General features: G+C 43.2%; 12 protein-coding genes and 1 rRNA gene. 12 read left to right on the top strand and 1 reads right to left on the bottom strand.

Annotated features, from left to right (window positions below):
• Window positions 1–33: 33 nt before the first annotated feature.
• The gene (locus tag FKV70_RS07160) at window positions 34–1,908 is read right to left on the bottom strand and encodes a hypothetical protein (protein ID WP_142612300.1); all 1,875 of its coding nucleotides are present in this window, start codon (window positions 1,906–1,908) and stop codon (window positions 34–36) included.
• A gap of 83 nt (window positions 1,909–1,991) precedes the next feature.
• Here FKV70_RS07160 and rfbC point away from each other — a divergent pair, with 83 nt between their 5' ends.
• From rfbC to FKV70_RS07105, 12 genes are all read left to right on the top strand, one after another.
• Complete coding sequence (gene rfbC, locus FKV70_RS07155) at window positions 1,992–2,537, top strand: dTDP-4-dehydrorhamnose 3,5-epimerase (RefSeq protein ID WP_142612298.1); 546 nt, start codon at window positions 1,992–1,994, stop codon at window positions 2,535–2,537.
• 79 nt (window positions 2,538–2,616) lie between these two features.
• A complete protein-coding gene (gene rfbB, locus FKV70_RS07150; protein WP_142612296.1) occupies window positions 2,617–3,636 on the top strand; it encodes a dTDP-glucose 4,6-dehydratase in 1,020 nt (339 codons plus the stop codon).
• Window position 3,637: 1 nt separating this feature from the next.
• On the top strand, window positions 3,638–4,510 hold the full coding sequence (gene rfbD / locus FKV70_RS07145; protein WP_142612294.1) for a dTDP-4-dehydrorhamnose reductase: 873 nt from the start codon (window positions 3,638–3,640) through the stop codon (window positions 4,508–4,510).
• A 157-nt stretch (window positions 4,511–4,667) separates the two neighbouring features.
• Complete coding sequence (locus tag FKV70_RS07140; protein WP_142612292.1) at window positions 4,668–5,612, top strand: glycosyltransferase family 2 protein; 945 nt, start codon at window positions 4,668–4,670, stop codon at window positions 5,610–5,612.
• Window positions 5,613–5,796: 184 nt separating this feature from the next.
• Window positions 5,797–5,889 (top strand): putative holin-like toxin, encoded by a 93-nt coding sequence (locus FKV70_RS27085; protein ID WP_222847800.1) that lies wholly within the window; start codon window positions 5,797–5,799, stop codon window positions 5,887–5,889.
• A 248-nt stretch (window positions 5,890–6,137) separates the two neighbouring features.
• Window positions 6,138–7,046 (top strand): glycosyltransferase family 2 protein, encoded by a 909-nt coding sequence (locus FKV70_RS07135; RefSeq protein ID WP_142612291.1) that lies wholly within the window; start codon window positions 6,138–6,140, stop codon window positions 7,044–7,046.
• Complete coding sequence (locus tag FKV70_RS07130) at window positions 7,043–8,443, top strand: undecaprenyl-phosphate glucose phosphotransferase (protein WP_142612289.1); 1,401 nt, start codon at window positions 7,043–7,045, stop codon at window positions 8,441–8,443. The genes FKV70_RS07135 and FKV70_RS07130 overlap by 4 nt, the downstream gene beginning before the upstream one ends.
• 135 nt (window positions 8,444–8,578) lie before the next feature.
• Entirely contained in the window at window positions 8,579–9,451 is an 873-nt protein-coding gene (locus tag FKV70_RS07125; RefSeq protein WP_142612288.1) for a phosphatidylinositol-specific phospholipase C/glycerophosphodiester phosphodiesterase family protein, read from the top strand.
• 144 nt (window positions 9,452–9,595) lie between these two features.
• Window positions 9,596–10,288 (top strand): heptaprenylglyceryl phosphate synthase, encoded by a 693-nt coding sequence (pcrB, locus tag FKV70_RS07120; protein WP_482811952.1) that lies wholly within the window; start codon window positions 9,596–9,598, stop codon window positions 10,286–10,288.
• Between the two features lie 35 nt (window positions 10,289–10,323).
• Window positions 10,324–12,648, top strand: coding sequence for a DNA helicase PcrA (pcrA, locus tag FKV70_RS07115; RefSeq protein WP_142612284.1), 2,325 nt, complete (start codon window positions 10,324–10,326; stop codon window positions 12,646–12,648).
• An 88-nt stretch (window positions 12,649–12,736) separates the two neighbouring features.
• Entirely contained in the window at window positions 12,737–14,752 is a 2,016-nt protein-coding gene (ligA, locus tag FKV70_RS07110; RefSeq protein ID WP_142612282.1) for an NAD-dependent DNA ligase LigA, read from the top strand.
• A 378-nt stretch (window positions 14,753–15,130) separates the two neighbouring features.
• Window positions 15,131–15,353, top strand: a 16S ribosomal RNA gene (locus tag FKV70_RS07105); the annotation flags it as partial.

Genomic DNA, 15,353 nt, shown 5'->3' with positions numbered 1-15,353 from the left:
GGGTTTTTTTATGCGTCGGACATCTGGATTGAATTAGAAAAGATCAGGATTATCAGGGTATATTTTTCTGAATTGTGAACGTATAAGCTCAATTTTTTCTTTTGTGATAGATGATGTCTTTTTCAATACGATGGCTTTTACATTATTATCAAGAGTATAGCTTTTTAAAGGTTTAAAATTATTTTTAAGAGATCCGTTCATAACCTCTTCTGCGAGTATACCTACAACTTTTTGACCACTTTCACCTAAATGGTATTGTGTAGGTAATGCGATCACAACATAATCGGACTCAAAAAACGACACTGGAAAGCCATCTCTTAAATCCACATGATGAGTCAGATTCATAAACGGAAGAGCGTTGCTATTGTCAGGCATTTCGATCTGTCTGAGTATGTCATCATTAAGGATTCCAGAGCTCGATAGGACATATACTTTATGCTGTTCTGATGAAATTTCCTTAAGATCAGCCGTCAGTTGCTTCAAAACAGGTATATCTGTTCTTACTCTAGGTGTTTGTTTAAAGTCACTGAATAAAGAAGAAAAGTAGGTAACAGGCCGTGCATTTGTATTCGTAAAGGTTACTAAGAAATTACAAAGCACTAAATAAGCCAGAATAACTAAGCCAACACTTTTTGCATATTTTATCTTGGACAAATAGTTTAGAATGAGAATAACGCCACTAATAAATAGAATTAACACATTCACTGTAAGCAGATAATAATGCTGAGAAGCTAAGCTTTGGATTCTTGTAAAAAGAAAGTACGTAATGAATAAGTTCGTAACTAAAAAGATTGATATATACCTAGTTTTACTCATAAAGAGCAAGCCTACACAACCAACAAGAGCTATGATAAAAATGAAGGCTCCGTAATGATAAAATAAATTCTGCAAGTTACTTAAGACGTCACCAAAATAATAAGCTGAGTAGGCGTTCTTAAAGTTATTGGTCAGAGCTCTTTGAATAAATTCATTGAAGAATATGATAAGAAATAATGCGCTTGAAGCTCCTATAATGAAAAAGTTTAAAATAACCTGTAAAAGCTGCTTAAAGCGAAACTCTTTTTCTAGAATCCATTTGAATAAAAAGGCGATACCGATCGACCCAAAAAAAGATACGATCCAGAATCCATACCATCTTCTTGTGAATGTTAGTAATACCAGACAAGCAGCTAAAAGTAAAATCGCTTTTAAATTTAAATGTTTAAAATCATTATTAAATAAGATAACTAAGGACAAGCCGATAAAAATAAGTCCTATAGAATCCAGATATCCACCTAACATAGGAGCTATCATAATTGGAAAAGTAAATGTAAGTACAAAGATGATAAGAACGTTCAATTTTGTGTTGAACTGGATTTGATCAGCAATCTTGATACATAATAAGAACAGGATCAAACAAGATGGATACAAGAAGCAGGTATAGATTGCTAACACATAGCTCATGTAGCTTGTACCTAAGAACTTTAAGGGTAGAGCGAGAAAGACTGTTGGGAACACGGAATAATCGTCTCTTAAAATACTTGCATAGATTTGTTTAGATGCTGCTATAAAATCTGTACTTAAAAGGTTGTTAAATTGTATGGAAGTATTCCAATAGGCCGAAAAGTCCCAATAATAAATGAAATGTTCCCTTTGGAGAAAAGCATAAATGAATATAATCCCAACGAGATAGCCGCCAAAAGCTAGGTATTGCACCATTATTTCTTTCTTTGCATATGTTAAGATACCACTGATGTGTAAAATGTATGTAGCACCTATGACAAACGACTGAGCAATATTTATACTGAATAATATGGAAATATAGTAAGAATCAATTTTAAACAATATGAGAATCGGGATAAGTAGCCACATCAAAATCAAATAGGACCAAACAAAATTTTTATTAACTCTCGATAAATTCAAAAGCATATTCCCTCCCAAAATAGTGTGCTTATTAATTTTATAGTAATCATAAATGAAAGTATATACAGAAGATGTTGGAGGTTTCGTGAATGATAATAAAGGAAGTACTTGCAGGCGCAAAAATCATTGAACCCGTGGTCCATGGTGATCACCGTGGTTTTTTTATGGAAAGCTACAATGATCAAATTATGAAGCAACATGGAATCAACTATGCGTTTATTCAGGATAATCAGTCCTTATCTACAGAAGCTGGCGTAATCCGAGGGTTGCATTACCAGCTTAATCCCAAAGCTCAGACCAAACTCATCCGAGTGCTGTTTGGAGCCATCTATGATGTTATTGTAGATATTCGAAAAAGTTCTCCAACATTCGGCCAATGGGTTGGGGTGATCTTAAGTGAACACAATAAGCGTCAATTACTGGTTCCTAAAGGGTTTGCTCATGGGTTCTGTACGCTTGTTCCAAATACTCAAGTGTTGTATAAGGTAGACGAGTATTATTCACCCGAAAATGATCGGGGAATTCTGTGGAATGACCCTGCGTTGGGGATTGATTGGCCAACTTCTCAGGCTATTCTTTCAGAGAAGGACCAGAAGCATCCAACATTAAAGGATGCAGACATTAATTTTGACTAGAGTGATAATAACCGACTGTTTTTCGTTCTGTTCCAAAATAACACATGTTATTGTATTAAGCATGTTTTAGGAGGTATTTATGAAACTTCTTGTCACTGGCGGTGCCGGATTTATTGGTAGTAACTTTGTGTTGTATACGTTAAAGCAGCATCCAGAATATGAAATTGTAAATGTGGACGCACTTACCTATGCAGGCAACTTGGAAAATTTGAAATCCATCGAAGACCATCCCAAACATACCTTTGTGAAAGCGGATATTACTAATGCACAAGTGATGGACCAGCTGATGCAGCAGGGAATTGATGTGGTGGTGAATTTTGCGGCAGAGTCGCATGTGGATCGGAGTATTTTGGAGCCGGAAGTGTTTGTGAAAACAAACGTACTGGGTACACAGTTGTTATTGGATGCCGCCAAGAAATATAATGTGACCAAATTTGTGCAGGTATCGACAGATGAAGTATACGGTTCACTGGGTGAAACCGGATTGTTCACAGAGGAAACTCCATTGCAGCCTAATAGTCCCTATTCTGCTTCCAAGGCAGGCGGTGATCTGTTAGTTCGTGCATATCATGAAACCTTCGGTCTGCCAGTGAATATCACGCGTTGTTCTAATAACTACGGTCCATACCAATTCCCAGAAAAACTGATTCCGTTAATGATCTCCCGTGCACTGAGCGACCAACAGCTACCTGTGTACGGGGATGGCTTGAACATTCGCGACTGGTTGTATGTAGAGGATCATTGCAGTGCAATCGATCTGGTCATACATCAAGGGAAGCTTGGTGAGGTATACAATATCGGTGGAAATAACGAGCGAACGAATGTGCATATTGTCAAAACGGTATTGGAGGAGCTGGGCAAGCCAGAATCTCTGATTTCGTATGTGCAGGATCGCCCAGGTCATGACCGCCGTTATGGCATTGATCCAACGAAGACCATGAATGAGCTGGGCTGGACGCCAAAGCACTCTTTTGAGACCGGCATTAAGGAAACGATTCGCTGGTACTTGGACAATGAGGAATGGTGGACCCGCATTCAATCCGGTGAATATCAGCAATATTATGCCAAGCAGTATGGTTCCCGCTTAGGGGATGTGTAAGATGAAGGTGCTGGTTACTGGAGCATCCGGTCAACTTGGCAAAGATGTAGTGAACGTTTTTCAGGGCCAGGGACATGATGTCTTGGGATACGATCGGGAACAGCTGGATATAACGGATTTGGGGCAGGTTGTAAAGATCGTGGGACAGTACCAACCTGATGCTATCATCCACTGTGCAGCGTATACGGCTGTAGATGCAGCCGAGTCTGATATAGATACGGCTTACCAAGTCAATGCGTCGGGAACACGCAATATGGCATTGGCTGCGGAAAAAACAGGAGCTAAGCTGGTGTATATCAGTACGGATTACGTGTTCGATGGAACAGCGGAACAGCCATATCATGAGTATGACAATACGAATCCGCAGAGTATTTACGGAAAGTCCAAGCGGGCCGGAGAGATACTGGCGCAAACACTTTCCTCCAGATATTTTATTGTACGTACTTCTTGGGTATACGGATTGCACGGGAACAATTTTGTGAAAACAATGCTGAAGCTTGGACAAGAGAAACCGCAACTTCAGGTGGTGAACGATCAGAAGGGTTCACCTACCTATACGGTGGATTTGGCACGTTTTTTGGCGAAATTGATTCAAACGGAGAAGTATGGCGTATATCATGCATCCAATAGCGGTTCTTGCACCTGGTACGAGTTTACACAAGCTATTTTGCAGGATGCCGCAGAGCTATATGCTGTAAAGGTCACTGCAAATTTAGAACCGTGCAGCACAGAGCAGTTTCCCAGACCCGCAGCGCGGCCACGTAATTCCGTGATGGAGCATATTGCGATCCGGACCAACGGATTCCATGATTTACAGGATTGGCGCAAAGGATTACGTGAATTTTTGCAGGAGTATTTTAATAAATCCGAGTAATTTAAACTTTATCATAGCTATCAAAAAATCTCCCATCATTTTAGGATTGGGAGATTTTATTAATTTAAGACTATGTTGATAAAGCGCGATGAGCATTATAATGTATAGGCAGGTGGGACGTACACGTCCCTGCAGCCCATATTAAAAGAAGGAGGGCATGACTCTGAACAGACCTAAAGTACAAATTTTATTATCTACATATAATGGAGCGGCTTACTTAGAAGAGCAGGTAGAAAGTCTCATTAATCAAAAAGACGTAGAAGTTCAGATTCTAATCCGTGATGATGGCTCAACAGATGATACAGTTGATAAGTTGAGAATACTGGAGCAACGTTATCCCCAACAGATTAGGTTATGCCGAGAGAATAATGTAGGTGTTATTGCGAGCTTTTTTGATCTGATTGAAAGATCGTCCGAGGCATTTGACTATTACGCATTTTGTGATCAGGATGATGTGTGGATGCCGAACAAGCTTGCTCGGGCTGTAGCTCGTCTCAGGGAAAAGGATGGGAGTCGACCGCTGATGTATTGTTCAGCAACGCAAATGGTCTCTCAAAACTTGGAACCTCTCAAAGTATGGCCAGCCGATATCTCTAGATCTTTATCCTTTTATAATGCTCTCATCGAGAATGTATGTGTAGGTTGTACCATGGTAATCAATAAAGAAACACTTCAGCTCGTGAAAACGAGAATGCCGGATACTTTGGATAACATTATCATGCATGACTGGTGGATTTACTTATGCACCTCCTCTTTTGGTGAAGTTATATTTGATCACGAGCCATATATCTGGTATCGGCAGCATCAAAACAATGTGCTGGGAGGTTCAACAGATGGCTGGCTTGGCAAGTGGAGGAAAAGACTAAGTAGATTCGTAAAAGGGAAAAATCGCTATATTTTAAGTAAACAAGCCCGGCAATTTGTTCAACTATATGGACAAGACATGCCTTCCCAAATGTATAGAGATGTGGAGCGATTCCTGTATAGCTACCATAAGGGTGTACTTTCACGTATAAAATATATTGGGCAGTCTCCATTTTATAGGCAGTCACGGTTGGACAACTGGATTTATAAATTTGTTTTTATAATGGGGAAATTATAGAAGACGGAAGGAAAAAATATTGAAACTTTTTTCCATATAGAAGCGTCAAATAATCAAAGGTACAACTGAATGCTAGATAAAATACCATCGAATGCGTGTTCCTTTTTGGAAATATATAGTATAATTGAAACGTGCAACCGATAGAGCTGGCAAGGGCGGTCGGCTAACTCTCCCGAGGAGGGGGGTGAAGCCTGTGACAGTGTTTGAGGCGCTCAGTTTAATGCTGACGTTCGGGGCGTTAATCGTCACACTGTTAGAGTCTAACAAACGAAAATAGACCGCCCCCGCAAAGGAAGGGTCTATTTTCGGCCTGATTGTTCCAAAACCGTCCGCTCTTGGAGCGTTGGTTGCGCGGGGCTGGCTGGCACCAGCCCTTTTTCCATGTATATCTTACCACGATGATTTTTAGACCTCAACTATGTAAGGTTACAAGTTGTGTGCTTTTTTGCGCCCCGTGATCGACGGGGTATGCTATAATAGGCGATAGTAGAATAGATTACTGAATTTGTCAGGAGCGTTTTAAATATGGATGTAAGCATACTGGTCGTCAACTATAACACGTGTCGATTGACGCTGGATTGTTTGCAGTCAGTGTATGCGTCAAAGACGCAGTATCGATATGAAGTGATTGTTATCGATAATCACTCCAGTGACGGGTCTGTTGAGGCTATTCGTGCTGCATACCCGGAGATTACATTGATAGCCAATAAAGATAATACAGGTTTCGCCAAGGCGAACAACCAGGGCATGGAAGTAGCTAGCGGGCGTTATGTGTTGCTGCTGAACTCCGATACGTTGGTGCAGCCGGATACACTGGATACAATGATTCAGTTTATGGATACGCACCCGGAGATGGGGGCATCGGGCTGTAAGGTCATCCTGCCGGATGGCTCGCTAGACAAAGCTTGTAAGCGAGGGTTTCCAACGCCGTCCGCCTCTTTTTACTATGCTTTCGGCTGGTCGAAGCGTTACCCGGATAACCCGAAGTACAACCAATATCAGCTTGGGCATCTAAGCCCCGATGATGAGTATCCTGTAGATGTACTGGTTGGTGCTTTTATGCTGGTGCGTAAGGAGACGATTGACCAGGTCGGCGGATTGGACGAAACTTTTTTTATGTATGGTGAGGATATTGACTGGTGTTACCGGATTAAACAAGCCGGTTGGGGCATTTACTACTACCCGCGCACATATATTATTCATATCAAAGGGGGCAGTGCTCGCCGTCGTCCTTTGAAAATTATTTATGAGTTTCATAGAGCGATGTGGGTATTTCATCGTAAGCATTATAAACAGCAATACAGTTGGATCACCAACATGGCTGTATATGCCGGAATTACAGTGAAGTTTGGGATGGCGTTTCTAAAAAATAAGTTGTCTGCACCGGTTAAGCCGGACGGCGGAGAACAATCTCGTACTGAGGTGAAAGCATGATACGCAGAAATCAGCGTTTTTTAACCCAATTATATATTGTGGCGGATTTCGCTGTCATTCAGTTATCCTTTCTGATCGCTTGGTTTTTTAAATTTGAGAGTGAATGGATTACTTATAAAGAGCCGCTTCCTATTCAAGTATATGGAGGCTGGAGTTTAATATACGGTCTGATTGCTGTAGTGCTGGGGATGTTGTTCTCACTCTATTCGCCAAAGCGCAAAAAGAGGTTTGCAGATGACGTGTTTCGTGTTACCCAGATTCACATTGTTGGCCTGTTTGTGCTGTTGAGTGTGATGTTCTTCGTGAAGCAAATCGACATTTCGCGGTCTTATCTGGCGATCTATATGGTTGGTAATGTGCTGATTATTTTGTTTTATCGATATTTTTTGAAGCAAATTCTTAAACTCCTCCGTCAAAAAGGATACAATAAGCAATTCATGCTTATCCTTGGAGCAGGTTCTTTAGGGCAACGATTTTATCATAATCTAAGACAGTATCCTGATTTAGGCTATGAAGTAGTGGGATTTCTGGATGATAAACGGCATTGGAACAAAGAGGAAGAAGCTCATTTTTGCCCGATTCTTGGCGGATTAGATCAATTGGAGCCAACGCTGTCACGCCTGATGATTGATGAAGTCATTCTGGCGTTGCCGCTGGATGCTCATGATAAATACCCCAAGATTATCAACATGTGTGAAAAGGCTGGGGTGCGCACGCTTATTATTCCCGATTTCTTTGATTATTTGCCGGCACGACCTTACTTTGACAATTTTGCAGGCATGCCGATGATCAATGTACGGGATATTCCACTAGATGTAGCAGGGAATCGATTGTTTAAGCGTCTATTCGATATTTTATTTTCTTTATTCGCCATTATTCTGACCTCTCCGATTATGCTGGCTGTGGCGATTGGTGTAAAGGTTACGTCGAAAGGACCCATTATTTTCAAGCAAGAGCGGGTAGGCTTGAACCGTCGCACCTTCCGGATGTATAAATTTCGTTCGATGAAGGTGCTGCCGCCAGGAACGGAGGACACGGGCTGGACGACTGCTAATGACCCAAGACGCACACGTTTTGGCACTTTTATTCGTAAAACGAGTCTCGATGAGCTGCCACAGTTTTTCAATGTACTTCTGGGTGATATGAGTGTCGTTGGCCCACGTCCGGAACGACCTTATTATGTAGAGCAATTCCGTGAGGAAATTCCAAAATACATGGTGAAGCATCATGTTCGCCCCGGAATTACAGGCTGGGCACAGAGTAACGGTTTGCGCGGAGACACATCTATAGAGGAACGGATTAAGCATGACATCTTCTATATTGAGAACTGGTCGCTCTTATTCGATATCAAAATTATTTTTCGCACGATTCGCAATGGTTTCAAAAATGCATATTAATCCAGAGTCACCCTTCGGTTTAGCCGGAGGGTGTTTTTGTGTCTATATAGCTGATTTTGTAGTTCAACTGATATAGAACTGTTTTGAGTAGATGTATGTAGGGTATTGACCTGTACGAAAAGGATGTGACACCCTATGAAACGAGTGATTGCTGCGATTATTCTTTTAATGTTATGTGGCACATTTTTACTGGCTTACAAAGGACAATCTACGGAAGAACATATTGGCTTTACCACACACCGCGTGATTTCGCATGCTATGGGAGCCGTTGATGGTTTGGCCTATACCAATGCACGTGAAGCGTTTGTGGAAAATTATAAAAAAGGCAGCCGCGTATTCGAGGTCGACCTGATGTTTACGTCGGATGGACATTTGGTGGCACGCCATGAATGGACGGAATCCTTTACAAAACAAATGCAACAGGAATACGCCGTTGATACAAAGCAGGGCGGAAGACCTTGGAGCTACCATCAATTTAAAAACACCCCCATACACGGTTCCTATACTCCATTAGATTGGAAGGATGTATTGGATCTATTGGAGAACTATCCGGATGCCTATATTGTGACTGATACAAAAGAGCAGGACCCTGCCCAAATCAAGCAGTTGTTTGTACAACTGACCCATCAGGCCCAGGAGAAAAATCCCGAGCTTTTGTCTCGTATTGTCCCTCAAATTTATAATGAAGAAATGCTACAAACGCTGCGAAATATCTATCCTTATAAATCCATTATTTATACGCTCTATGCTACAGAAGATCCGGATGATGAGATTATTCGATTTGTCCAACACAATGATATCACGGCAGTGACTTTACCAGAAAATCGGGTGAGTGGTGACTTGGTAGAACGTTTGCGTCAGGCAGGAGCAGTGTGCTACGTAAATACGATTAATGAGTTGAAGGATGCTACTGAGTACGAGCAGATGGGTGTGCAAGGCTTTTATACGGATGTTTTAATGGAAAAAGAGCTTCGTAAACGCAGTTGGGTGTATGCGCTAAGACCATGAGCTGTCTGAACGAGGTGTTCCCATCTAATACGAACATTGACACCTTTTAGCCACTGTCATAGACTTAGCATAGAACGCTTTTGGATATTGGAATTCGGCTCGTCTGGATGATGACAAAAGCAATGGATGCTGGAGGAATGTGTGTTGGCAGATTCAATTCAATCTTGGAGGCATGTATTTAAGCTAGATCCTGACAAAGAACTGAATGATGAGACGCTTGATGCCGTGTGTATGTCTGGTACGGACGCCATTATGATCGGAGGTTCATCGGGCGTAACCTATGAAAATACGGTGGATTTGCTATCACGGGTTCGACGTTATGAGGTGCCGTGTGTGCTTGAGGTATCCGATTTGGAAGCTGTGGTGCCGGGGTTTGATCTATATATGATTCCCATGGTGTTGAATACCACTGACAGTAATTGGATTATAGGTCAGCACCAACGTGCGATTGAGCAATTTGGTTATATGATCCCTTGGGATTTGCTTGTGACGGAAGGATATATTGTTTTGAACGGTGATTCCACCGTCGCTAAGCTTACCAGTGCAAATACTTCGCTGAGTGCCTCTGCTGCTGCTTCATATGCACAGATTGCTGACAAGCTTATGCAGCTGCCGATTATATATGTGGAATATAGCGGTGTCTTTGGAGATATGGAGATGGTACAAAAGATACATCGCGGTACGGAACGGTCCCGTGTCCTATACGGAGGAGGCATCGTGGATAAATCTACCGCGTTACAAGCAGCAGCTGTTTGTGACACCATTGTAGTAGGAAACATTATTTATCGTGACTTGGCGAAAGCACTGGAGACGGTAGCTGTGAAGGATAGAGTGTAAATTTTATGATAGCTTAGGGAAAGGAGCATGCACGCATGCAATCAATAGATATACACGAGGCGGTAGCTCGCCTTAATCAGCCTCAGCGTCAGGCTGTGGAGGCGGTAGATGGTCCGCTGCTGATTATGGCTGGCGCGGGCAGTGGTAAGACACGGGTGCTTACGCACCGAATAGCTTACCTCATCGCGACTCGCAAGACGGCCCCATGGGGGATTTTGGCGATTACTTTTACGAACAAGGCCGCGCGTGAAATGCAGGATCGCGTATCCAAGCTGATTGGTCCGCAGGGGAGAGATGTGTGGGTATCCACCTTTCACTCCATGTGTGTGCGTATTTTACGCCGGGATATCGAGCGGATTGGATTCACCTCCAATTTCAGCATCTTGGATTCTACGGATCAGTTGTCTGTCATTCGGAGCTGCATGAAGGATCTAAATATAGATACCAAGAAGTTTGAACCCAAAGCGGTTCAGTCTATGATGAGTACGGCAAAAAATGAGCTGGTCACTCCCGAAATGTATGAACGCAAGATTGGCGATTATTTTGAAGGCATTGTGGCGAAGGTATATGCCAAGTACCAACAACGGCTCAAAAGTAACAACTCTCTTGATTTTGATGATTTGATCATGGCAACGATTCAGCTCTTTAAAGAAGTGCCTGAGGTGCTTGATTTCTACCAGAAGAAATTTCAATACATTCATGTTGATGAATATCAGGATACGAACCGTGCGCAGTACATGCTGTGTAAAATGCTGGCTGACAAGCATCACCGGCTATGCGTTGTAGGTGACAGTGACCAATCCATCTATCGGTGGCGGGGAGCAGATATTAGCAACATTTTGAACTTTGAAGAAGATTACCCGGAGGCACGTACAATTTTGCTGGAGCAGAACTACCGTTCCACTTCAAATATTCTTAATGCAGCCAACGAGGTCATTGGTCAAAATACCGGCCGTAAGCCGAAAAAACTATGGACCGACAAAGAAGGCGGAGCCAAGATTAAGGTTTACCGTGCTGACTCCGAGCATGACGAGGGCTACTTTATCGCCTCAGAAATTCATAAAAATATTAAGGCAGGCAAAACCTATAGTCATCATGCTATTTTGTATCGTACAAATGCTCAGTCACGGGTTGTCGAGGAAATTTTGATTAAATCAGATATTCCTTATCAAATCGTGGGCGGAATCAAGTTCTATGATCGTAAAGAGATTAAGGATTTGCTGGCATATCTACGTCTACTGTCCAATCCTGACGACGATATCAGCCTGACACGAATCATTAATGTGCCCAAACGAAGCATTGGCGACACAACCGTCGGTAAATTACAGGCAGCCGCGGCAGAACGTGGAGTTTCAATTTTCCGTGTGCTTCAAGTGGTAGATGATTTGGGCTTTGCTGGGCGCACACGCAATGCACTTGTAGAGTTTTACGATATGATTGAAGGTTTAAGTCGGATGGTAGATTACCTGTCAGTGACTGAGTTGACCGAAAAAATGCTGGAAACCACCCAATATCGATTGGAACTGCAAAACGAGAATACACTTGAGTCCCGCTCGCGTTTGGAGAATATTGATGAGTTTCTGTCGGTAACCATGGAATTTGAAAAAGGGACGGAAGACAAGTCGCTCGTCTCCTTCCTGACCGATCTTGCCCTGATTGCCGATATTGACTCCATGAATGATGATGAAGAGGAACAGAGTGATGCAGTTGTATTAATGACCATGCATAGCGCCAAAGGACTGGAGTTTCCTATCGTATTTATCGTTGGTATGGAGGAGGGGGTATTCCCTCACAGCAGGGCCTTTTTGGACAATGAAGAGCTGGAGGAAGAGCGCAGATTGGCGTATGTCGGGATTACCCGTGCCGAGGAGCAGTTGTTCCTCACATGCGCACAGATGCGCACTCTGTTTGGACGCACCACAGCTAACCCGCCTTCCCGCTTTCTCGAAGAGATTCCGGATGAGTTAAAAGAGGATACGATCATCAAGCGTGACCGCTACCGTCGTTCAGGCAATGTAGGTGGATCTTATGGTGGTCGCGGACTAGGCAAAGGTGGCAGCAGCAACTTTGGCGGAGAACGTTCATTTGATATGATGAGCCGTAGTGGCTCGTCTGTTTCCGCATCGCCTCGCGTCACAGTAACCACGTCTTCACCCGCAAGACCAGCTCCGACTGCTTCGACAGGAGGTCCATCCATTTTTGCTGCCGGAGACAAGGTACAGCATGGCAAATGGGGAATTGGAACTATCGTAGCTGTAAAAGGGACAGGCAATGATATGGAGCTCCAAATTGCTTTCCCGGCTCCGGTAGGGGTTAAACGTCTGTTGGCTGGCTTTGCGCCGATTACAAAAGTAGAATAAAATTTAAAATATCATTAAATCTCGAACCTCATAGGGCAGCTTGGCATAGGCCTCTGCCCTAATGAAGTTCCCGGAGGGATACGCCTGCATGAATCCAATGCACAGAATGGAGCAGCTTGTTGCTGAACTGAACACATATAACTATCACTACTATACATTGGATGAGCCCCAGATCAGCGACAAAGAATATGATGTGCTTTATGACGAACTGGTAGCGCTTGAACAGGCCAGCGGGCTTGTGCTGCCGGATTCGCCAACACAGCGTGTGGGCGGGGAGATCCTCAAGGGTTTCACACCGCATCGCCATCTCGCCCCATTATGGAGTCTTGATAAAGCTCAGAATATGGAGCAGCTACGTGCATGGAATGCGCGTGTCGTGAAGCTGGTCAATGATTACAATACCAAGAACCCGGAGCAGCCTTTGCCATCTCTAGGCTATGCGATAGAATTAAAATTTGATGGATTGACGCTGAACCTGACGTATACGGATGGACAGCTGGTGCAGGCTTCTACCCGCGGTAATGGTGTAGTAGGTGAGGGGATACTGGCACAGGTGAAAACGATTAAATCCGTGCCGCTTACCATACCTTTTAAAAATGGAACTATTGAAGTACAGGGAGAAGGAATCATGAATCTCTCTGTACTGTCCCAATATAATGAGACTGCTGCAGAACCTCTTAAAAATGCGCGGAACGCCGCAGCTGGGGCTTTACGTAACCTGAATCCCAAAGTAACAGCAGAGCGGCGTTTGAATGCTTTTTTCTACAATGTGGGCTATGCGGATCGTATTCAGTTTAACAGTCACCAGGAGATGATGACTTTCCTGCGTGAAAATCATTTTAAGGTAAATCCATATCTGACTTACTTTGATAACTTTGATGATGTAATGGAGCAGTTGACTGAGATCGAAGAATCCCGTGCGGGATTGGACTATCTCATTGATGGAGCAGTATTAAAAATTACAGATATGCGCACGCGTGAGGTTCTCGGTTATACCGATAAATTCCCGCGCTGGGCGGTGGCCTATAAGTTCGAAGCAGAGGAAACGACTACCGTTCTTAACTCGGTCGAGTGGAATGTAGGTAGAACGGGGAAGATCACTCCACTGGCAAGAGTAGAACCAGTAGAGCTGGCGGGAGTCACTGTACAAAATTGTACGCTGAACAATGCTGGTGACATCGAACGTAAAAACCTGAAGTTTGCTTTGGGGGCACGGGTGTTTATTCGTCGCTCAAACGATGTCATTCCGGAGATTTTAGGAAAAGTAACATCTGAGAACGACGGGGAGGAAATTGTTGTACCAGATCACTGCCCAGCTTGTGGGTTTCCGCTGCAGCAGCGTGGCGCCCATTTATTTTGCGACAATAAGCTCGGTTGTAAACCACAAATTGTGGCCCGCATTTCCCATTTTGCTTCACGTGATGCTATGGATATCGAGACATTCAGTGACAAAACAGCTATCCAACTGCATGATGAACTGGGAGTTCGTGAACCTGCAGATCTGTATACATTGAAATATGATGATCTCGTGAAGCTGGAACGGTTTGGTGAGAAAAAGGCCAATAACCTCTTGGCGGCACTTGAAAAGAGTAAGGAGAGAGATTTGGCTTCTTTCCTTTATGCTCTGGGCATACCGAACACTGGTAAAGCGACGACACGCATGTTGGCAGAACACTATCGTGATTTGCACAAAACGATGTCCGCTACGGTGGATGAACTGATAGAACTGCCGGATGTAGGTGGGATTGTCGCAGAAAGCATTGTTGCATTCTTTGCCGATCCATTTACTCAAGCGGGAATTGAAAAGATGCTGTCTCTAGGGGTGAAAGCTCAGGCTCCAGAAGCTCCACAAGTGAAGAAGACAGATAGCTTTTTCAGCGGCAAAACGGTTGTGCTCACAGGTACCTTGCATCAGCTTACGCGTGATGAAGCTGCATCCAGGCTGGAGGCGATGGGAGCCAAAGTTGCCGGATCTGTATCCAAAAAGACGGATCTAGTCATCGCTGGTGAAAAGGCTGGGAGCAAGCTGGCTAAAGCACAACAACTCGGGATCGCCACCATAGAAGATGAAGACGAATTCATCAGACTATTAGAACAAGAATAAATAGTTTTGCAATAAGGGCAGTCATTCCGCTTCAGAGCGGAGTGGCTGCCCTTATTATCTGTTATGTAGTAAAGAACAAAGAATATAAAAAGTGCTTGCTAATTAACTTTAGGCATGATATATTATTAGACGTTGCTTTGAGAATAGTATTTCTTGAAGCGAGGTTGCTGATATGATAATCAAAAAAAAGATTTGACAAGAAAGCAACTAACATGTTATGATATAATTCCTGGCTCGTTAAATGAAACGAGGACAGACAAGTTCTTTGAAAACTGAACAAATGGATGATGAAATAAAGATTACTTCTTTTATTAAGAAGAATCGCTAGCATTAAAAATGAGCTAATCGCTCTTTCTGTAAACCAACTTCGGTTGGTCTTTAATGGAGAGTTTGATCCTGGCTCAGGACGAACGCTGGCGGCGTGCCTAATACATGCAAGTCGAGCGGGGTCAATTAGAAGCTTGCTTCTAATTGACCTAGCGGCGGACGGGTGAGTAACACGTAGGCAACCTGCCCACAAGACAGGGATAACTACCGGAAACGGTAGCTAATACCCGATACATCCTTTTCCTGCATGGGTGAAGGAGGAAAGGCGGAGCAA

The sequence above is a fragment of the Paenibacillus ottowii genome, from assembly GCF_006874425.1.
Taxonomy (GTDB): Bacteria; Bacillota; Bacilli; order Paenibacillales; family Paenibacillaceae; genus Paenibacillus; species Paenibacillus ottowii.
This window is presented reverse-complemented; position numbering and strand designations above follow the sequence as displayed.